The organism is Azospirillaceae bacterium, assembly GCA_028283825.1.
In the GTDB taxonomy this organism is placed as follows: Bacteria; Pseudomonadota; Alphaproteobacteria; order Azospirillales; family Azospirillaceae; genus Nitrospirillum.
This window is the reverse complement of record JAPWJW010000003.1, coordinates 2,498,470-2,517,319: the sequence shown is the minus strand read 5'-3', so window position 1 is coordinate 2,517,319 and position 18,850 is coordinate 2,498,470. Positions and strand designations below refer to the sequence as shown.

Annotated in this window: 19 protein-coding genes; 6 read left to right on the top strand and 13 right to left on the bottom strand. The window is 67.3% G+C overall.

The features are described from left to right. Positions 1-24 precede the first annotated feature (24 nt). The 5 genes from sucD to zapE all read right to left on the bottom strand — a co-directional run bounded on the left by sucD (position 25) and on the right by zapE (position 6,261). Positions 25-900, bottom strand: a complete 876-nt coding sequence (gene sucD / locus PW843_23590; protein MDE1149548.1) for a succinate--CoA ligase subunit alpha — start codon at positions 898-900, stop codon at positions 25-27. A gap of 2 nt (positions 901-902) precedes the next feature. Then, the gene (gene sucC, locus PW843_23585) at positions 903-2,099 is read right to left on the bottom strand and encodes an ADP-forming succinate--CoA ligase subunit beta (GenBank protein MDE1149547.1); all 1,197 of its coding nucleotides are present in this window, start codon (positions 2,097-2,099) and stop codon (positions 903-905) included. A gap of 228 nt (positions 2,100-2,327) precedes the next feature. Beyond that, a complete protein-coding gene (gene mdh, locus PW843_23580; protein ID MDE1149546.1) occupies positions 2,328-3,287 on the bottom strand; it encodes a malate dehydrogenase in 960 nt (319 codons plus the stop codon). Positions 3,288-3,744: 457 nt separating this feature from the next. Then, positions 3,745-5,028, bottom strand: a complete 1,284-nt coding sequence (locus tag PW843_23575; protein ID MDE1149545.1) for a DUF2336 domain-containing protein — start codon at positions 5,026-5,028, stop codon at positions 3,745-3,747. A gap of 108 nt (positions 5,029-5,136) precedes the next feature. Then, positions 5,137-6,261 carry a cell division protein ZapE gene (gene zapE / locus PW843_23570; protein ID MDE1149544.1) on the bottom strand — a complete coding sequence of 375 codons (1,125 nt, stop codon included), beginning with the start codon at positions 6,259-6,261 and terminating at the stop codon, positions 5,137-5,139. A 279-nt stretch (positions 6,262-6,540) separates the two neighbouring features. Between zapE and leuD the strand changes: the two genes are divergently transcribed. Next, positions 6,541-7,155, top strand: coding sequence for a 3-isopropylmalate dehydratase small subunit (gene leuD, locus PW843_23565; GenBank protein MDE1149543.1), 615 nt, complete (start codon positions 6,541-6,543; stop codon positions 7,153-7,155). Between the two features lie 212 nt (positions 7,156-7,367). Next, complete coding sequence (gene leuB, locus PW843_23560; protein ID MDE1149542.1) at positions 7,368-8,477, top strand: 3-isopropylmalate dehydrogenase; 1,110 nt, start codon at positions 7,368-7,370, stop codon at positions 8,475-8,477. 205 nt (positions 8,478-8,682) lie between these two features. Here leuB and PW843_23555 read toward each other — a convergent pair whose 3' ends face one another. From PW843_23555 to PW843_23545, 3 genes are all read right to left on the bottom strand, one after another. Next, entirely contained in the window at positions 8,683-9,975 is a 1,293-nt protein-coding gene (locus tag PW843_23555) for a pentapeptide repeat-containing protein (GenBank protein ID MDE1149541.1), read from the bottom strand. Between the two features lie 147 nt (positions 9,976-10,122). After that, positions 10,123-10,377 (bottom strand): hypothetical protein, encoded by a 255-nt coding sequence (locus PW843_23550; protein ID MDE1149540.1) that lies wholly within the window; start codon positions 10,375-10,377, stop codon positions 10,123-10,125. Between the two features lie 49 nt (positions 10,378-10,426). Continuing rightward, entirely contained in the window at positions 10,427-10,789 is a 363-nt protein-coding gene (locus PW843_23545; GenBank protein ID MDE1149539.1) for a DUF962 domain-containing protein, read from the bottom strand. Positions 10,790-10,961: 172 nt separating this feature from the next. Between PW843_23545 and PW843_23540 the strand changes: the two genes are divergently transcribed. Then, a complete protein-coding gene (locus tag PW843_23540) occupies positions 10,962-11,975 on the top strand; it encodes an aspartate-semialdehyde dehydrogenase (GenBank protein ID MDE1149538.1) in 1,014 nt (337 codons plus the stop codon). A 51-nt stretch (positions 11,976-12,026) separates the two neighbouring features. Here the strand turns inward: PW843_23540 and PW843_23535 are convergent, their stop codons facing one another. Next, positions 12,027-12,962 carry a phytanoyl-CoA dioxygenase family protein gene (locus PW843_23535; protein ID MDE1149537.1) on the bottom strand — a complete coding sequence of 312 codons (936 nt, stop codon included), beginning with the start codon at positions 12,960-12,962 and terminating at the stop codon, positions 12,027-12,029. Between the two features lie 158 nt (positions 12,963-13,120). Further along, the gene (locus PW843_23530) at positions 13,121-13,630 is read right to left on the bottom strand and encodes a hypothetical protein (GenBank protein MDE1149536.1); all 510 of its coding nucleotides are present in this window, start codon (positions 13,628-13,630) and stop codon (positions 13,121-13,123) included. A gap of 228 nt (positions 13,631-13,858) precedes the next feature. On the opposite strand from PW843_23530, the gene PW843_23525 reads away from it, so the two are divergent. After that, entirely contained in the window at positions 13,859-14,743 is an 885-nt protein-coding gene (locus PW843_23525) for a CoA ester lyase (GenBank protein MDE1149535.1), read from the top strand. 8 nt (positions 14,744-14,751) lie between these two features. Here the strand turns inward: PW843_23525 and PW843_23520 are convergent, their stop codons facing one another. Genes PW843_23520 through PW843_23510 form a run of 3 tightly spaced genes read right to left on the bottom strand, consistent with a single transcriptional unit; the run spans position 14,752 to position 17,724 of the window. Next, positions 14,752-15,777, bottom strand: a complete 1,026-nt coding sequence (locus tag PW843_23520) for a hypothetical protein (protein ID MDE1149534.1) — start codon at positions 15,775-15,777, stop codon at positions 14,752-14,754. Positions 15,778-15,810: 33 nt separating this feature from the next. Further along, positions 15,811-16,863: a hypothetical protein gene (locus tag PW843_23515; protein ID MDE1149533.1), complete on the bottom strand. Its 1,053-nt coding sequence runs from the start codon at positions 16,861-16,863 to the stop codon at positions 15,811-15,813. A gap of 57 nt (positions 16,864-16,920) precedes the next feature. After that, a complete protein-coding gene (locus tag PW843_23510) occupies positions 16,921-17,724 on the bottom strand; it encodes a GNAT family N-acetyltransferase (GenBank protein ID MDE1149532.1) in 804 nt (267 codons plus the stop codon). Positions 17,725-18,033: 309 nt separating this feature from the next. On the opposite strand from PW843_23510, the gene sdhC reads away from it, so the two are divergent. After that, on the top strand, positions 18,034-18,432 hold the full coding sequence (gene sdhC, locus PW843_23505) for a succinate dehydrogenase, cytochrome b556 subunit (GenBank protein MDE1149531.1): 399 nt from the start codon (positions 18,034-18,036) through the stop codon (positions 18,430-18,432). 16 nt (positions 18,433-18,448) lie between these two features. After that, entirely contained in the window at positions 18,449-18,847 is a 399-nt protein-coding gene (gene sdhD / locus PW843_23500; GenBank protein ID MDE1149530.1) for a succinate dehydrogenase, hydrophobic membrane anchor protein, read from the top strand. The last annotated feature ends 3 nt before the right edge of the window (positions 18,848-18,850 follow it).

The following is an 18,850-nucleotide window of genomic DNA, read 5'->3' as shown; positions in this document are numbered from 1 at the left end:
GGGAAACATCCCCGCCGCCACGCCTCAGCCCTTGAAGGCCTTCAGCATGGTGGAGCCCAGGCTGGCCGGGCTGTCGGCGACATGGATGCCGGCGGCGCGCAGCGCCTCCACCTTGAAGTCGGCGGTGTCGTTGCCGCCGGAGATCACGGCGCCAGCGTGGCCCATGCGGCGGCCCGGAGGGGCCGTGCGGCCGGCGATGAAACCGACGACCGGCTTCTTCGTCTTGCTGTCGCGGATGAACTCGGCGCCATCGACTTCCGCCGAACCGCCGATTTCACCGATCATGATGATGCCCTCGGTCTCCGGGTCATCGAGGAACAGCTGAAGGCTGTCCACGAAGTTGGTGCCGTTGACCGGGTCGCCGCCGATGCCGATGCAGGTGGTCTGACCCAGGCCGGCCGCGGTGGTCTGCGCCACGGCCTCATAGGTCAGGGTGCCGGAACGGCTGACGATACCGATCTTGCCACGCTTGTGGATGTGGCCCGGCATGATGCCGATCTTGCACTCATCCGGGGTGATGACGCCGGGGCAGTTCGGCCCGATCAGGCGGGTCTTGGAACCCACCAGGGCGCGCTTCACCGTCACCATGTCCAGCACCGGGATGCCTTCGGTGATGCAGACCACCAGCGGGATTTCCGCGTCGATGGCTTCCAGGATGGCGTCGGCCGCGAAGGGCGGCGGCACGTAGATGACCGAGGCGTTGGCGCCGGTCGTGTGCACGGCCTCGGCCACGGTGTCGAACACCGGCAGGTCGAGGTGGGTGGTGCCGCCCTTGCCGGGCGTCACGCCGCCGACCATCTTGGTGCCGTAGGCGATGGCCTGTTCGGAATGGAAGGTGCCCTGCGCGCCGGTAAAGCCCTGGCAGATCACCTTGGTGTTCTTGTCAACCAACACGGCCATGATTACGCGGCCTCCTTCACGGCCTTGACGATCTTTTCAGCAGCGTCGGCCAGATTGTCGGCGGACAGGATGGGCAGGCCGGACTCGGCCAGGATCTTCTTGCCCAGCTCGACGTTCGTGCCTTCCAGCCGGACGACCAGCGGGACGTGCAGGCTGACCTCACGGGCCGCCGCCACCACGCCTTCGGCGATGACGTCGCAGCGCATGATGCCGCCGAAGATGTTGACCAGGATGCCTTCGACATTCGGGTCGGACAGGATGAGCTTGAACGCGGTGGTGACGCGTTCACGGGTGGCGCCGCCGCCGACATCCAGGAAGTTAGCCGGTTCGCCGCCGTACAACTTGATGATGTCCATGGTGGCCATCGCCAGGCCGGCACCGTTGACCATGCAGCCGATGTTGCCATCCAGCTTCACATAGTTCAGGCCGTGCTTCGTGGCCTCGGTCTCCGACGCCTCTTCCTCGCTCTCGTCACGGAGCTCTTCGATGTCCTTGTGACGGTAGAGGGCGTTGTCGTCGAAGTTCATCTTGGCGTCGAGGGCGATGATGTCACCCGCACCGGTCACGACCAGCGGGTTGATCTCGACCTGCGAGGCGTCCAGATCCACGAACGCCTTGTACATGGCGGTCAGGAACTTCACCGCGGCGTTGACCTGCTTGCCTTCCAGCTTCAGGCCGAAGGCGATCTGGCGGGCGTGGAAGCCCTGCAGGCCGCTGACCGGATCGATGGCGACCTTGACGATCTTCTCGGGGTGGCTGTGGGCCACTTCCTCGATCTCCATGCCGCCCTCGGTCGAGGCCATCACGGTGACGCGGGAAGAGGCGCGGTCCAGCAGCAGGGACAGGTACAGCTCGCGCTTGATGTCGCAGCCTTCCTCGACATAGAGGCGCTTGACCTCCTTGCCTTCCGGACCGGTCTGCTTGGTCACCAGCACGTGGCCCAGCATTTCCTTGGCGTTGGACGTCACGTCATCGACGGACTTCACGACGCGGACGCCGCCCTTGCCTTCCGGATTGTCCTTGAAGCGCCCGGCGCCACGGCCACCGGCGTGGATCTGGGACTTCACGACCCACACGGGGCCGCCCAGGTCGCCGGCCACCTTCGCGGCCTCTTCAGGGGTGTAGGCAACGCCGCCGCGGGGTACCGCAACGCCGTATTTCTTCAGCAGGCCCTTGGCCTGGTATTCATGAATATTCATTCGGGGGATCGCCCGCTTCCGGTTGGGAAACGGCCTCGGAAAGATCGCGGCCGATCGCGGGGCCAACCCCGCGCCGCGGGCACTGTAGTGAGCAATGCCGGACCGATCAACCGCGTAAAGTGACAGGAGGTGTGCGGCGCACACCCACTTCCCGGCCCCAGGCGGACAATGGCCCCGCGCCGACGGGCGGGCGGGGCCATACCTCCGGTTGAGCCGGAAAGCGATCGATCAGCCGGCGACCTTGGCGGTCACGTCGACCAGCTGCTGCACCGCGGCGACCGACTTCTCGAAGTTGGCCTTTTCCTCGGCGTTCAGCTCGATCTCGATGATCTTCTCGACACCACCGGCGCCGATGATCACCGGCACGCCGATGTACAGGCCGTCCACGCCGTACTGGCCGGTCAGCTTGGCGGCGCAAGGCAGGACGCGCTTCTTGTCGCGCAGGTAGCTCTCGGCCATGGCGATGGCGGAGGCGGCCGGGGCGTAGAAGGCGGAACCGGTCTTCAGCAGGGCCACGATCTCAGCACCACCATCGCGGGTGCGCTGCACGATCTGGTCCAGCTTCTCCTGCGTGGTCCAGCCCATCTTCACCAGGTCGGGCAGCGGAATGCCGGCGACGGTGGAGTAACGCACGGACGGGACCATGGTGTCGCCGTGGCCGCCCAGCACGAAGGCGGTGACGTCCTCGACCGAGACCTTGAACTCATCGGCCAGGAAGTGGCGGAAACGGGCGCTGTCCAGCACGCCGGCCATGCCGACCACCTTGGCGGGGTCGAAGCCGGTGACCTGCTGCATCAGGCCGACCATGGCGTCCAGCGGGTTGGTGATGACGATGACGAAGGCGTTCGGGGCGTGGGCCTTCAGGCCGGCGCCGACGGCCTTGATCACCTTGGCGTTGATGCCGACCAGGTCGTCGCGGCTCATGCCCGGCTTGCGCGGCACGCCGGCGGTGACGATCACCACATCGGCGCCGGCGATGTCGGCGTAATCGGACGCGCCGGTCAGGCTGGCGTCGAACCCTTCCACGGGGGCGGCTTCAGCGATGTCCAGCGCCTTGCCCTTCGCCACACCCTCGAAATCGGGAATGTCGAACAGGACGATGTCGCCAAGCTCCTTCAGGCCGGCCAACAGAGCCAGGGTGCCGCCGATCTGGCCGGCGCCGACCAGCGCGATCTTCTTGCGTGCCATGGTTGGGTTCCTCGAACTTTGGGTTGAAATGAAAAGGCGCAACAACGGATTGCGGACCCGGGCCACGAGATGGGCGGGGGTCGCGAAAAACTCGCCGTGCGGTTCCCAGGCGCCAGGGCGCCCGGCCTTCGGGGCCCGAGGAACGAGGGAACCCGCGACGGGCTGATTAGCCCGATTCCGGGCGTCGGGCAAGGCACCCCGTGCGGGAAAAGGCGCGCGTCACGGCCATGGCAGGCACCCCGGAAAAGGCATGGTCGGGAACCGTTTGCCGGGTCTTAGCTTTCGCGGATGCAACTGACGCCTGCTGCAAACGCGAAAAGGCGCTGTACCGCCCCCTCAATCGCCGGGCGCGGCCATCCGGCAGCTTGGCTATCCTCAGTGAAGCCCTGCGGTGCTCACTCCGGGGCCGGCGGTCGCCGGCCTGATCGGCATTGAGTCGAAATCTCGTACGGAGGCGTCAGGCGGAAAAGATGTCGAACATCTCCAGGTGCCACTGCATTTCCACCTCGCTCAGCGGGTAGTCGGTGCCCAGGCGGGCGTTCAGCAGCTTGCGCGGGGCGATGCCGGCGCCACGGGCCTGCAGCGTACGGGCACCGCGCATGGTGAAGCCCGCCCGCCAGGCCAGCGCCGTCACGGCGCGGGGACTTTGGGTCGACAGGATGCGGCGCACGACATCCGTCGGCACCCGCGCCATCAGGGCCACGGCGGCCTGGGCGAATTCCCGGTCGCCCCAGCTGAGCGCATCGCACACTACATCCTCATTCAGGCCGCCCGATGCCGCCAGCCGCGCGGCCTTGTCCTCCGGCCCTTCCTTGCGGCCGTACCCGGCGGCCCAGTCCAGCCGGCGCGCCGCCGCCTGCACCACCGCATCGACCCCCGCCTTGTCCAGGCCCGCCTGCCCCACCAGGCCATCGCGCAGCGCGCCCTCCAGCATGCTGGCCAGGCGCTGCGTCACCTCCGCCGGACCGGCGGGTGTGGTCCCGGGTGCTGTGGAGTCGGCAGCATTGGTAACGGCCTCGCCCTCGCCCGCCCCGCCGATGGGCGTATGGCCCCTTTCCGTCAGCAGGCGGCGGGCCTTGGGCGACAGGTCGGCGCCGGGGTTGCCGGCCAGGGTAGCCCAGGATTCGTGATCGCCCACCGCCACGACGGCGTCGCCCACGCTGCGCGACACGGTGCGCCGGCCGGCCACCGCCTCCACCACCCAAGGCTCCGGCCGGCGGGACAGGATGTCCAGCAGTTCCTCATCCGGCAGGGCCATGCACCAGCGCAGCACCGGCCCCGCCACGTCGCGCGCCACGTCGCGGGCCAGCTTCACCGCCAGCTTGGGCGGGGCGCATTCCACGTCGGACAGCGCGCTGGACAGGGCGGTGCGCACGCGGATGACCTGATCCGCCGCCAGCAGTTCCAGCGCGGCATAGGCGACGTCGCGCATCGCCCCCACCTCCGGCCGCGACAGGTCGGGCAACAGGCGGGCCAGCTTTTCCGCCAGCAGGGCGCGCACGTTGTCGCTGGGGTCGCGCGCCAGGCGACCATAGGCACGCACCGGGGTCATGGCGTTGGTCACCACCGCCCCCCGCACCCGGGCATCGTCATCATCCGCCAGGTAATAAAGCAATTCGGGCCGGGTATCCGCGCTGTCGGCCAGATGCACGCGCGCGTCCACATCGCCGCCGGCGGCCACCGTCTTGGCGGTTTCATAATCGATCGCGGGCCTGTGGCTGGACGAGGTGGGCGAAGGCAAGGGTTCCCCCGGGGGCGCGGCGAACGTCACTACAGGCTACCATGTCGGACAGCCAACGGTGAACTCAAGTGCCCCACGCGGGGTATAGGCTAAACGTTAGGCTAAATGTCAGGTGAGATGGCCGGACGCCAGATAGTCCTCCGCCTGCATTTCCATCAGGCGGCTGACGGTGCGCTGGAATTCAAAGGCGTGCGCGCCCTCGGGGTACAGCTGGCCCGGTGCCGCCTCCGCCGCCATGATCAGGTGGACCTTATGCTCGTACAAAGCGTCGATGAAGGTCATCAGGCGCTTGGCCTCGTTGCGCAAGCTGGGGTCCAGCATGGGCACGCCGTCCAGCAGCACGGTGTGATAGTGGGTGGCGATGGCCAGGTAATCGCCGGCCCCCAGCGGCTGGCGGCACAGCTCATCAAAGGTGAACCAGGCCACACCCTTGGCCTGGCGGGGCACCGGCAGGGTGCGGCCCTGGACGATCAGGTGGCTGGCGGTTGGTTCCGCGTCCGTCAGGTCGCGGAAGGTCTTTTCCAGTTCCGCCGTGGCCGCCGGCCCCAGCGGGTCGAAATAGACCTGCCGGCCGCGGATGCGGGCCAGGCGGTAATCCCGCGCCCCTTCCAGGTGCAGGACGTCCAGCTTTTCCTTCAGCAGGGCGATGAACGGCAGGAACAGCTCCCGCTGCAGGCCGTTCTTGTAGAGGTCATCGGGCGCCCAGTTGCTGGTCGCCACCACCACCACGCCCAGGTCGAACAGGTGGGTGAACAGCCGGCCCAGGATCATGGCGTCGGCGATGTCGGTGACGTGGAATTCGTCGAAGCACAGCAGCCAGGCCTGGTCGGCGATCTGGCGGGCCAGTTCGGGCAGCGAGTCGTCGGGGCCGCCCTTCTTCATGTCCGGGCGCTGGCGCAGGCCGTGCAGCGCCTGGTGCACCTCCTGCATGAAGGCGTGGAAGTGGACGCGGCGGCGGCGCAGCACCGGCGCCGTCTCATAGAACAGGTCCATGATCATGGACTTGCCCCGGCCGACATCGCCATAGACGTACAGGCCCTGGGGGGCCGGGTCGGGCCGCCGGGTCAGGCCGAAGCGGGCGCGCCAGCCGCCCTGGCCCAAAGCCGGGCGATAGTCCTTCAGCGCGTGCCACAGGCTTTGCAGTTTTTCCGCCGCCAGTTCCTGGGCGGGATCCGCCTTCAGGGTGCCGGTGCCGCGCCGGGCGCGATAGACGGACAGGGGACCTTCAGTCATGACGGCAACCGGAATTCTTAAAAGAGGAAACGGTGCTTCCTCTTATCGAAACGCACCGTTTCGGGCAACCGACGGAGCCTCAACGCACCCCTGCGGCGGGCCGCTCTTGTCCTATTTCGCGCAATATAAGTTCGGAAAATGGGCCGCCGCCGTACTTCCCTTGCGTTTCGGTGGGGGCTGGCGCGCGTTCCCGTGACCGCGCGGACGGTTGTTGCGCCCAAGGCCCTTGTGGCAGAAAGGGGCAGCCTTCTCTTGAATCGAAGTCACCGGACGAGACACATGGACAAGTTCACCATCCTGACCGGCGTCGCCGCCCCCCTGCCGATCCAGAACATCGACACGGACATGATCATCCCGGCGCGGTACCTGAAGACCATCAAGCGCACCGGTCTGGGCAGCGGCCTGTTCTCCTCCCTCCGGTTCAACGACGATGGCAGCGACCGGGCGGACTTCGTCCTGAACAAGCCGGCCTACCGCAAGGCCAGCATCCTGGTGGCCGGTGACAATTTCGGCTGCGGCTCATCCCGTGAGCATGCGCCCTGGGCCCTGCTGGACTATGGCATCCGCTGCGTGATCGCGCCCAGCTTCGCCGACATCTTCTTCAACAACTGCTTCAAGAACGGCATCCTGCCCATCGCCCTGCCGCAGGACGTGGTGAACCGCCTGATGGCCGAGGCCGAGAAGGGTGCCAACGCCACCTTCACCGTGGATTTGGAAAAGCAGGTCATCACCACCCCGGACGGCGAGTCGGTGGCCTTTGATGTGGAGGCGTTCCGCCGCCATTGCCTGCTGAACGGCCTGGACGACATCGGCCTGACCCTGCAGCAGGTTTCCAGCATCGACGCGTTCGAGGCGCAGCAGCAGGCCGGCCAGCCCTGGCGCTGGGCGCGGTGAAGCGCCCGTGACCATTCCGTGGGGGTTTCGCCCCCGACAGGGGATGATCGAAACGGGGGGTTGGCAGGGTACCGCCCTCCCCGATAGTTTGCACTCACTTGGCACCTAGCCAGTTCGCGCCGCACGCCCCGGCCGGCCATCCCTTCCCGCGACAGCGCCGGGCGGCGGCCACGGGGCCCGTGCCACGCCATCCGACGAAAAGGGTTCATCCAATGGCCGCTTATTCTCTTCTCATGCTGCCGGGCGACGGTATCGGGCCGGAAGTCATGCGCCAGGTCCGACGCGTCATCGACTGGATGGGCAAGCGCCGCGACCTGGAATTCACCGTGTCGGAAGGCCTGGTGGGCGGTTGCGCCATCGACGCCCACGGCGTGCCCCTGTCCGACGCCACCATGGAACAGGCGCTGGCGTCCGACGCCGTGCTGCTGGGCGCCGTCGGCGGCCCGAAGTGGGACAATGTCGGCTTCGACAAGCGGCCCGAGGCCGGCCTGCTGCGCCTGCGCAAGGAAATGGACCTGTTCGCCAACCTGCGCCCGGCCGTGGTGTTCGACGCCCTGGTCGACGCCTCGACCCTGAAGCCCGAGGTGGTGCGCGGCCTGGACATCATGATCGTCCGCGAACTGACGGGCGGCGTGTACTTCGGTGAGCCGCGCGGCATTGAGGACCTGGGCAACGGCATCCGTCGCGGCGTGAACACCCAGGTCTACACCACCCCGGAAATCCACCGCGTCGCCCAGGTGGCCTTCGACCTGGCCCGCAAGCGCCAGAACCGCGTCTGTTCCAGCGAAAAGGGCAACGTGATGGAATCCGGCCTGCTGTGGCGGCAGGAGGTGATCGCCCTGCACCAGAAGGCCAACACCGACGTGGAACTGAGCCACATGCTGGCCGACGCCTGCTCCATGCAGCTGGTGCGCAATCCCAAGCAGTTCGACGTCATCGTCACCGACAATCTGTTCGGCGACATGCTGTCGGACCAGGCCGCCATGCTGACCGGTTCCATCGGCATGCTGCCGTCCGCCTCGCTGGGCGCCACCGACGCCGCCGGCCGCCGCAAGGCGCTGTATGAGCCGGTGCACGGTTCCGCCCCCGACATCGCCGGCCGCGACATCGCCAACCCCATCGCCTCGCTGCTGAGCTTCGGCATGGCGCTGCGCTACTCCTTCGACCGCAGCGAAGAGGCCGACCTGCTGGACCGGGCGGTGCAGAACGTCCTGAAGGGCGGCATGCGCACGGCCGACATCATGTCCCCCGGCATGGCCCGCTGCTCCACCTCCGTGATGGGCGACAGCATCCTGCGTGAGTTGGATAAACTCGCCGCCTGAGGCATACCCTCGACGGAATGAGAAAGGCCCGGGCAGCAGCGACGCTTCCCGGGCCTTTTGTTTTTCTGCCGGCATGAGGTTTCTCATGCCGTAGGCCGCAACCGCGGCCGCCGGAGATTTCTGGGGAGCCGAAGGCGGACTGGAAATCGAGGACAAGCCAAGGCCACGGATGTGGCCGCCCGGCGACTGAGGGAACACCCAAAAACTACCGCGCCCGCACCTGCGCGGTATTCGCGCCTTCCATCACGACCCCCTCCAGATGCGCCTCGCGCAGGTCGGCGCCGGACAGGTCGGCCTCGCGCAGGATGGCACCGCGCAGGTTGGCGCCCCGCAGGTTGGCACCGCGCAGACGGGCGCGGGTCAGGCGGGCGGGCCATTTGCGGTCCGGCTGCTCCGCACTTTCCAGCAGGCCCAGATTGGCCTTCTGCAGATCGGCGCCGTTCAGGTGGGCGCGTTCGAAATTGGCGCCGCGGGCATCCACCCCCACCATCACCGCGTCCTGCAGGTCGATGCATTCCAGGTCGGCCATCACCAGGGACGATCCCGTCAGCACCAGGCGCCGGGCCACGGCGAAGGCCAGCTTGGACGCCGTCAGGTTGCGGCCCGACAGGGTCATGTCCGACAGGTCGCGCCCCGACAGGTCGGCGCGGGCGCCGGACCGGCCGGCGGCGGCCACCCAGGTGGCGTGATCCCCCACGATGTCCTCCACCGGACGCGCGTCCGCCCCATCCTCACCGGGCAGGATGGCGCCCTTGCCGCGCAGGCGGCCGGCCAGGGTGGGTTCCATGATGGCGCCGCGGAAGTTGGCATCCTCCAGCAGCGCGTCGTTGAAGATGGTGTCGGTCAGCAGCGCCCCGGCAAAGGCGGTACCCTGCAGCTTGCTTTCCGACAGGTTGGCGCCTTGCAGGTTGGCGCCCTTGAACACCGCGCCGCGCAAGTCGGCGCCGCGCAAATCCACGCCCGCCAGGTTGGCGTCGGTGAAGTCGGCGTTCAGGGTCCAGGCGCCGTTCATGCGGCTGTCGGCCATGTCGGCGCCGACCACGATGGCCGATGTCAGGTCCGGCACCCGGCCATCGAAGGTTTCCGGCAGGGGCTTGCCGCCGCGATAGACGGCCAGCACCGCCTCGCGCACGTCGGCCTCGCGCATGCGGGCCTTGGTCAGGTCGGCGCCGCGCATGCTGACCCCGCGCAGGTCGGACTTGGACAAATCGGCCTGGCGCAGGCAAGCCAAGCGGAAATCGCAGGCGAACAGCGAGGCGCCCCGCAGGCGCGTGCCCACCATCTGCGCCTGGTCCAGGCGGCTGCCCGTCAGGTCGGCATCGCTGAGATTGAGGGAGGAGAGGATGGCGCCGCGCAGGTCGTGCAGCACGAAGGCGAACCGGGCGCCGCCGATGCGGCCCTCGATCAGGCGCTCATGACGGCGCGCCGCCTCGATCAACTCGGCCGGCGCCACCCGTGGCCAAACGAACCCTTCCTGGTACTGACGTTCAGGCTGCATACCCGCCTAGCCATCCGGATTACCACCGCCGCTACCCCGAAATGGGTGTGCTGACGACATTGTTGCACCGCCATCGTACTTTTTTGAAGCGGATTCACCGGCCGCCAATGCGACATGCTGTCATTTTCGGAAACCCGAGACACAGGCTTACGAAACGAACTTGCGGCAATTCTCCACCATCGTCGAATACAGCGTGCGGATCAGTTCCGACGGGCGCAGGCGCCCGAAGGGAATGTTGTTCACCGCGTATTCCACCAGTACTTCCGGCGGCTTGAGGGGCACAACCTCAAACCCGGCCTTGCGCAGGCCATCGATCACAGCCTGGGCCTGCTTGGTGTAGTTTTCGTTAAAGAGCGTCTTGTCGGCCCGCTTGATCGCTTGGGCTATGGTATCGACGATCACGGCCAAGGTGCATGGTCCTTTTCGATAAGGCGGTTGGATCTGGACGGCGTCAGCTGGCCAGTCCGTGGCGGCGCAGTTCCGTCCCCAGCCGGCCGCCCAGGAACAGGAAGAACATGCGATAGTCGCTGACCAGCGACCACAGCGGGTAGGTGAAGGTGGCGGGCCGGTTGTGCTCAATGAAGAAGTGGCTGACCCAGGCGAAGAAATAGCCGGAAACGGGCGCCGCCACGAAGAAACGCCAATCGCCCGTCCATAGGCCGGCGACCAGGGCCGCCATGGCCAGGCCGGTGCCCACATAATGCCAGGCCCGGGTGGTGGGTTTGCCGTGTTCCGCCAGATAGAAGGGCCAGAAGGCCTCATAAGTGGAGAGGCGCGCTGAAGGCGCCCCATCTGTTCCCGTATCGGCCGCCATGTTCCCCTCCCGTTATTGGACCGGTCGCGGGGCGCCCCTGCCGCCTGTGCGCTTGCAAAGCGGCGTTGCGCACCTTAAGTCTCCGCCCGATTAGATCAGAGTGCCCCCCGCCCCCGCAAGCGGCCGGCCCCCGGGTCACAACCCCAGTATAAGATCTCGAAGGAGCGGAACCATGGGCTACAAAGTCGCCGTCGTGGGCGCCACGGGCAATGTCGGCCGCGAAATGCTGCAGATCCTGGCGGAACGGGAATTCCCGGTCACCCAGGTCGTGGCACTCGCCTCCGAACGCTCCATCGGGTCGGAGGTCAGCTTCGGTGACGATGACCTGCGTGTCCAGGACCTGTCCAAGTTCGATTTCAGCGGCACCGACATCGTGCTGTCGTCCGCCGGCGCCAAGGTCTCGGCCCAGTTCGCGACCAAGGCGGCCTCGGCCGGCGCGGTGGTGATCGACAACACCAGCCATTTCCGCATGGACCCGGACGTGCCCCTGGTGGTGCCGGAGGTGAACCCCGAGGCCATCGCCGGCTACAAGAAGAAGGGCATCATCGCCAACCCCAACTGCTCCACCATCCAGATGGTGGTGGCGTTGAAGCCCCTGCACGACCTGGCGCGCATCCGCCGCGTCGTCGTCTCGACCTACCAGTCGGTGTCGGGGGCCGGCAAGGAGGCGATGGATGAGCTGTTCACCCAGACGCGCGCCATCTACGTGAACGATCCCATCGAGAAGCGGCAGTTCAGCAAGCAGATCGCCTTCAACGTCATTCCCCACATCGACGTCTTCATGGACGACGGCACCACCAAGGAAGAGTGGAAGATGGTGGTGGAAACCAAGAAGATCCTGGGCCCGTCCATCAAGGTGACGGCCACCTGCGTGCGCGTGCCCGTGTTCATCGGCCATTCCGAGGCGATCAACCTGGAGTTCGAGAACCCGATCAGCGCCGATGAGGCCCGCGCCGTCCTGCGCAAGGCCAAGGGCGTGTCGCTGATCGACCACCGCGCCGACGAGGGTTACGTCACCCCGGTGGAGGTCGCGGGCGACGATCTGGTGTTCGTCAGCCGCCTGCGTGAGGACATCACGGTGGAGAACGGCCTGAACCTGTGGGTGGTGGCGGACAACCTGCGCAAGGGGGCCGCCCTGAACGCGGTGCAGATCGCCGAGCGCCTGGCCAAGGATCATCTGCGCTGACACGCCTGCCGCGCTTGGGGGACCATCCGTTCCCCAAGCGGTGGCCCGATATCAACCCGGGGAACGGCCTTCGGCGGCGCCATACAATTCGAAATGCGCCTTCCCCGACGGGAACTGCCCGGCCTGTACGGCCTCGGCCACGTCGGGATACAATCTCAGATACGCCGTCTCATCGAAGGTCAGCCGGCGTTGAACCACGTCCGGCACCGGTTGCGGCGCCCGGTTCATCCAATAGGTGCCGTTCAAGGCCACCCTCTCCCAACCGATGGCCTTGGCGTCCTTCAATGAGTAGTAATGGAACACCAATGACTTACGGGTCAGTTCCAGGTTGTTGATGGCCCCGCCGCCATGCAGCAGGTTGGAATGCCAGATGAAGACATCCCCCTTCCTGGCGGAGAATTGCAGCTTCTGAAGGCCGGCGGCCCGCACCTGGTCCGCCATGTACCGTTCCCAGGCCGGCATCTCATCCGGAACGGCATGGTAGGTGCCGTTGCTGAAGCGCATCTGGGGAATGCGGTGGCTGCCCGGGAAATATTCCAGCGGTCCCGCGTCGGGGTGCGAATCCTCCAGCGCCACCCATGAGGCGATCAGGTGGCTGTCGGTTCGCGGCGTCATGTAGAGGGCATCGACGTGCGGCGCCTGGGCACTGCCCTTTTCCAGATACAGGCTGTTGCACAAGGCGGGCTTATGCCCCAGCAGCCGTTTCAGTATTGGTGCCAGCCGACTGGACAAGGCCAATTCCCGCACCGACGGCATCGTCAGATACAGGTCGTTGATCTTCATGCGCCGCCGGAAGATTTCTTCCTCGGAAAGCAGTCCGAGGACGGTCCGCTCACCGTTGTCCAGCAGATCCACCACCACGTTTCCGGGTCGTGCCCGCTTGCAGTCGGTGATTTCCTGCGCGATCCGGTCCATTTCCGCGGCAGCATAAAACCCCGGCAAAAGCAGGAACCCCTGCCGGTTGAACTGCCTTTCCCATTCTTTCATCGTCGTTCCGCAGCACGGTTGTTCCGGGATTCCCCTAAAAGGAACAACCAGATAGCGGTATCGTTCTGAAATTTACAGCCAAAAACCGCAAGTGATTGACTGCGGACAATGGGCCAATGGTCGCAGTTCTGTGCGCACCAAGGAACGGCGCAACCAGCCTACCGGACGGTCACTTCCAACTCACAGGTGGGCAGCGACATGCCGCGCGCCGACAGACGGACATGGATGCCCTGGCCGTCGGGTACCTTCAGCGTGGTGGCGCCGCCCGCCGCCAGATCCATGGTGCGGCCGGCGGTGGCCATGGTGCTGTCGGTCAGGATGTATTCCATGGTGCAGCGGCGGTTGCCGGTGTTGTGGAACAGCGCCTCACCCGGGCCGGCGATCTTGAAGCCGAAGCTGCGGCCGTCGTTGAAATCCATGCGCCCGGCGCACGGGCTGGCGGCCGAGACGGCGCATTCCACGTCGCGCGGCGGCGCCTTGGCGTTGCCCACCAGGCGCGGATCGCGCAGCAGCGGCTGGTTGGCGGTCACCGGTTCCCCCGCGCCGGGTGCCGCCCCGTCCTGGGGGGGGGCCGGCGCCTGCGCCGATGCCACGGCGGCGGACAGGATCAGCAGAACGGCCGGAACGATGCCCTGGACAACAGAAGAACGACGGGTACGCGACCGCATGGGGGAAACGCTCCTGCAGGAATTTCGGCCTCGGGGTGTCGGCCACCCCCGCCCTAGGGGTAGTCCCACGGCCACGGATGGGCAAGCCGCATGACGGTATCATGAGGCCGCTGGCCTGTTACCACGGACAGGACCCCGTCAGCCGTCGCGGCCATCACAGGGTTGCCCGTATTCGGCTTGGCGGTATGGTGGGCCACCGACACCGACAACCCGCTGGAACGCCACCGCATGCCCGCCGCCCCGATACGTCCCCGCCGCTCCGCCCTGTACATGCCGGGGTCCAACCCCCGTGCCCTGGAAAAGGCCAGAAGCCTGCCGGCCGACGTCCTGATCCTGGATCTGGAGGACGCGGTGGCACCCGACGCCAAGGATTTGGCCCGCGAGCAGGTGCTGGCGGCGGTGGCGGCCGGCGGTTTCGGGTCGCGCGAACTGCTGATTCGCACCAACGGCCTGGACACGCCCTGGGGCCAGGCCGACCTGGTCGCCGCCGCGAAGGCGGGCGCCCACGGTGTGCTGATCCCCAAGGTTGAGTCGGCGGAGGCCGTGCGCCAGGCCGACCGCCTGCTGGCGGCATCCGGCGCGCCGGACGGCCTGGCCCTGTGGGTCATGATGGAAACGGCGCTGGGCATGCTGAACGCCAAGGAGATCGCGTCGGCCAGCCCGCGCCTGGCCGGCCTGGTGCTGGGCACGTCCGATCTCGCCAAGGAACTGCACGCCCATCACACGCCGATGCGCCTGCCCATGATCACGGCGCTCGGCCTGTGCCTGCTGGCCGCCCGCGCCCACAGCCTGGCCATCCTGGACGGCGTGCACCTGGACCTGGACGATGCCGAGGGGCTGGAGGCCGCCTGCCGCCAGGGCGTGGAACTGGGCTTCGACGGCAAGACCCTGATCCACCCCAAACAACTGGACGCCGCCAACCGGGCCTTCGCCCCGGACGCCGCGTCCCTGGACCGCGCCCGCCGCGTCATCCAGGCCCACGCCCAGGCCATGGCCGAGGGCAAGGCGGTGGTGCTGGTGGACGGTAAGCTGGTGGAGGCCCTGCACGTGGCCGAGGCCCATCGGCTGGTGGCGCTGGCGGAAGCGATCAGCGCGGCAGCCAACGGGGGCTGACACCGCCCTCAGGCGCCGGCGGAGACGTAGCGCTTCACATCCAGCGGCAGCAGCACATAGCCGCCGAACGCCTCCATCGCCGCCTGGGCCAGGACCTTAACCGCCTCCGGCGTCTTCGCCTTGTCGGCGGCAAAGCGTCTTGAGTAGTTCATGGTGTAGCCGGGTTCGCGGAAACCCATGGCCTGCAGCTTGCGCCCCACCGCCGGTGTCAGGATGTGGCGCAGGTTGGGGTTTTCCTCCGCCGACTCCACCTCGCACACGACCACCGGGTCGCGCGGCTTCAGGCAGCGGATGAAAAGATCGCCCCAATCGAAACTTGCGACCCGGGTGCCCGTGGGGGTGCCGTCCATCAGCCAACCGACCGCGTCGGTGAGCGCCGCGACATTGCTTTCCATCACATCCTGGGCATCGCCGGCCCCCATGGGTGCCACCGGCAGGGGGCGCGGCAAGCGTGAGGACGCCAGCGCCTCGGCCTTCACCGCCTTGACCTCGCATCCCTCCACCGGCGCGCCCAGGCCCCGGTCCCGGGCAATGACCTCTCCCCCGAACTGACCACCGGCGGGATAGCGCGGCGGGCAGGCCACGGCCGGAAATGAACCGGTATCGACCCTGATGTCAGCCTCATCACTGCCGTAGCCGCGCACCAGCGCCGCGATCATCAGATCGGCCAGCGCCTGGGCGGACGGCGGCACGTCCAGCCGATCAATGAAATTGCCCGTCTTCCGATCGGCGGCGAAGCCCAGTTCCTTCAGCGCCGCCCGCCGCTCCTTGGTCAGGGGATGGCGCATCCAGGGCTGCCCGCGCGGGCCCGTCGCCTCGCACGTCACGGATGCCTCATGAGGCATGCGCCGGCATTGGACGAACATATAGCCGTCGCGTGCCTCCACGGCGGGGCCGCGCCCGTCCATCTCGTCAGCGTGTGACAGGGCGGCCAGCGCCGTCGTCAATTCGCCGCGCGGGGTTTCCTTCGCCAGCCCGGCCAGGGGCAGGGCCAAGGCCGCCACCAAACCCGCCATCGTTGCCTTGAGTCTCATCAGGGTCATTCCCAAGCGCCAACAACAGTGCCATCAACCGGCGTGCGAGGTGGCGGCGTGCGAGGTGGTGTGGCGCTTCACCTCCAGCGGCAGGAAGGTGTAGGTGCCGAATGCCTCCAGCGCCGCCCGCATCAAGGTGCCGACGATGGCCTTGGTGTCGTCGTCCCCGGCACCGGCTTTCAGGGGAAATGCCTGGGCATAGTTCATGGAATAGCCAGGCTCCAGAAAGCCCAATTTTTGCAGTCGGCGGCCGGCGGCGGCGTTCAGCATGGGTTTCAGATGGGGATCGACATCGGCGGACACCACCTCGCACTGCATCGACGGTTCCTCCGCCTTCATGCATTGGATGTAGAAATCCCCCCAGGAGAAGATGGCGATCCGGTGCTCCGGCCCCGTACCGCCGCTTATCCAGCCCACGCTTTCCGTGATGGTCTGGGACTGCCGGGCCAGGATGTCGGCGGCATCGGCCGGCATGGCGGGCGGGCGCGGCAGCGGCTTCGCCTCCGCTTCCGCCACGGCTTCCAGGGAACACCCCGCCGCGATCCTCGGCTTGGTGCCTTCGAAGGCCACGGCCCCACCATAGGCGTTTCCGGCGGCGACGCGCGGCGGGCAATCGGTGGCGGGGAACCAGCCGTATTGCAGCTCGTCATCTTGCCCGCTGCCGCCATAGCCGACATCCAGGGCATGCACCATGAACCCCATCAGGACACCGGGTTGGGGCGGCGGATCCCACCGCCGTATGAAGTTGCCGGTCTGGCGGTCGGCGACGAACCCCAGTTCCTTCAGTGCCGCCCGTCGTTCCTTGGTCAAGGGGTGCCGCATCCAAGGCTGCCCCCGCGTCCCGGCCGCTTCGCAGACCACGGATGTCTGGTGCGGCAGGTGGCGGCACTGGACGAATTTGTAACCGTCGTGAAATTCGATCAGGCCGCCACGACCGTCCGGGTCATCCGTGAAAAGGTAGGTTTCGACGATCTTGGTGATCGACTCCAATGTCGGCTCCGCCGCCTCCGCGCGGGCGGCCCCCATCACCCCTAGACCCAATAGGGCCAAGAACAGGCCGCCCTTGGCCGCCGCCACCACGCCCATGCCCAATGCCCCGCCAGAGTTGCCCGACAGGCAATCTACCGGAACGATCGGAACCCATCAAGAATTCGCCACAACCGGTGCCTGTCGATACTGGTAGCGATACACCGTCCCGAACCCCAGCCGGGCGTATGTGGCCAGTGCCGGATGGTTGGCGGCGCCCACCTGCAGGTAGGCCCGGGTGGCGCCGGCCCGCGCGCCGGCCGCCATCAGGCGCTGGGTGAGGATGGGGGCGAGGCCCCGCCCCCGGTACGGCGGCGCCACCAGCACCTTGTAGAGGCCCAGCCAGCCGCGATCGACTACGCCCAGGGCGCCGGCGGTGAAACGGGCGCCGTCCCAGGCGCTGACATACAGGGTGGGCGGGGCGATGGCCGCCAGCAGGGCGCGCATGGCGGCACGTTCGCGCTCCGGCACGGATGCTGCCGCCTCATACCCCGCCAGCCAGTCCTCACCGGGGGCCTCCTGGACGCGCCAGTCCAGGCCGGAATCATCCGCCCCCACAGGCGGAACAGACAGCGGCGCCACCTGCACCAGGCTTTCCTCCCGCCAGGCGTAGCCGCGCCGGTCCAGTTCCGCGACCAGGGCATCGGGCGCCAGCGGCGTGATGCGGAAACGGGTGGGCAGGCCTTCGCGGGTGTATGCCCGTTCCGCCCCATCCACCTTGTCCGCCACGGCCAGGGTCCCGGCCGACAGGCAGTTGACGGAGTTCGCACGGCCCGTGTGCCCTTGCGCGAAACGCAGCACCCAGCCGTCGTCGTAAATTGTTTTCAGCGCCGGCCAAGCCGACAGGCACAGATCCTCCAGCAGGCGGCACAAGGCGTTATCATCCAGTCCAGGAAGGACGTTGGGGCCAGTCGCGGTCATGACGGCACCGTAACCGTCACCCGACCCAGCGTCGGCCCACCCCCGCGGCCAAAATATCGCCTGGCAACCATACTTCCCCCAGCCATGCCGAAATCCTCACGCACCCATGCATCCACCCCTTGTATTCGTAAAAGTCAGCCCCAGACAGGGCGTTGACGGACAAGGGGCAGGGGCGTAATTGACTTCACATCCTATCCGCCCCCGGCGGTGCAACAATTCGGCCGGCGTCCCGACCCGCATGTCGGGTGCGTCAAATGGCCAATGAGGCACCGGCACCTGATAATCCAAAAGGACGAGGACGCGCGAATCATGAGCGAGACCAGCGTGGCCAAGAAGGCACGGCCGCTGTCGCCCCACCTCCAGGTCTATCGCCTACCCCTGCCCGCCGTATCGTCGATCACGCACCGCATCACCGGCATCGCCCTGACCGTGGGCACGCTGGTGCTGACCTGGTGGCTGATCGCGACCGCCAGTGGTCCGGACGATTACGACACGGCGCACACCGTGCTGAGCAGCCCCATCGGCCTGCTGTGCCTGCTGGGTTGGACCTGGGCGTTCGCCTACCACCTGCTGAAGGGCATTTCGCACCTGATCTGGGACACGGGCGTCGGCATCACCAACGCCAACGCCCTGCGCAGCTCCGCCATCGTGTTTGGCGGCTCCATCGTTCTGACGGCGATCGTCTGGATCGCCGCGTTCGCCCTCTGATCCGGAGCGCGCATTCATGGCTTCCAATTCCGACAACGGCTTCCGCACGCGCCTGGGTCGCGTGCGCGGCCTCGGTTCCGCCAAGAGCGGCGGCGCCCAGTGGCTGAGCTACCGCATGGTGGCGGTGCTGCTGGTGCCGCTGACCATCTGGTTCCTGATCTCCATCGTCCGCCTGGCCAAGGCGGAGCATGCCGACGCCGTCGCCTGGGTGCATCAGCCGCTGAACGCGATCCTGCTGCTGATCACCCTGACCGCCACCTTCCACCATGCCGCCCTCGGCATGCGGGAAGTGTACGAGGATTACATCCACGGCAAGCTGGCGCGCCTGGCCGCCATCGGGCTGACGAACGGCGCCGCCCTCGCGCTGGCCGCCGCCAGCCTGTTCGCCGTGCTCAAGATCGCCTTCGGGGCGTGAGGA

Bases quoted from the DNA above. Each gene is read 5' to 3' on its own strand.
- sdhD (MDE1149530.1), top strand. From the start codon at position 18,449: ATGGCTTCCAATTCCGACAACGGCTTCCGCACGCGCCTGGGTCGCGTG.
- leuD (MDE1149543.1), top strand. From the start codon at position 6,541: ATGGACAAGTTCACCATCCTGACCGGCGTCGCCGCCCCCCTGCCGATC.
- sdhC (MDE1149531.1), top strand. From the start codon at position 18,034: ATGAGCGAGACCAGCGTGGCCAAGAAGGCACGGCCGCTGTCGCCCCAC.
- PW843_23545 (MDE1149539.1), bottom strand. From the start codon at position 10,789: ATGGCGGCCGATACGGGAACAGATGGGGCGCCTTCAGCGCGCCTCTCC.
- PW843_23530 (MDE1149536.1), bottom strand. From the start codon at position 13,630: ATGCGGTCGCGTACCCGTCGTTCTTCTGTTGTCCAGGGCATCGTTCCG.
- mdh (MDE1149546.1), bottom strand. From the start codon at position 3,287: ATGGCACGCAAGAAGATCGCGCTGGTCGGCGCCGGCCAGATCGGCGGC.
- zapE (MDE1149544.1), bottom strand. From the start codon at position 6,261: ATGACTGAAGGTCCCCTGTCCGTCTATCGCGCCCGGCGCGGCACCGGC.
- PW843_23515 (MDE1149533.1), bottom strand. From the start codon at position 16,863: ATGGGCGTGGTGGCGGCGGCCAAGGGCGGCCTGTTCTTGGCCCTATTG.
- leuB (MDE1149542.1), top strand. From the start codon at position 7,368: ATGGCCGCTTATTCTCTTCTCATGCTGCCGGGCGACGGTATCGGGCCG.
- sucD (MDE1149548.1), bottom strand. From the start codon at position 900: ATGGCCGTGTTGGTTGACAAGAACACCAAGGTGATCTGCCAGGGCTTT.
- PW843_23520 (MDE1149534.1), bottom strand. From the start codon at position 15,777: ATGAGACTCAAGGCAACGATGGCGGGTTTGGTGGCGGCCTTGGCCCTG.
- PW843_23535 (MDE1149537.1), bottom strand. From the start codon at position 12,962: ATGAAAGAATGGGAAAGGCAGTTCAACCGGCAGGGGTTCCTGCTTTTG.
- sucC (MDE1149547.1), bottom strand. From the start codon at position 2,099: ATGAATATTCATGAATACCAGGCCAAGGGCCTGCTGAAGAAATACGGC.
- PW843_23555 (MDE1149541.1), bottom strand. From the start codon at position 9,975: ATGCAGCCTGAACGTCAGTACCAGGAAGGGTTCGTTTGGCCACGGGTG.
- PW843_23510 (MDE1149532.1), bottom strand. From the start codon at position 17,724: ATGACCGCGACTGGCCCCAACGTCCTTCCTGGACTGGATGATAACGCC.
- PW843_23540 (MDE1149538.1), top strand. From the start codon at position 10,962: ATGGGCTACAAAGTCGCCGTCGTGGGCGCCACGGGCAATGTCGGCCGC.
- PW843_23525 (MDE1149535.1), top strand. From the start codon at position 13,859: ATGCCCGCCGCCCCGATACGTCCCCGCCGCTCCGCCCTGTACATGCCG.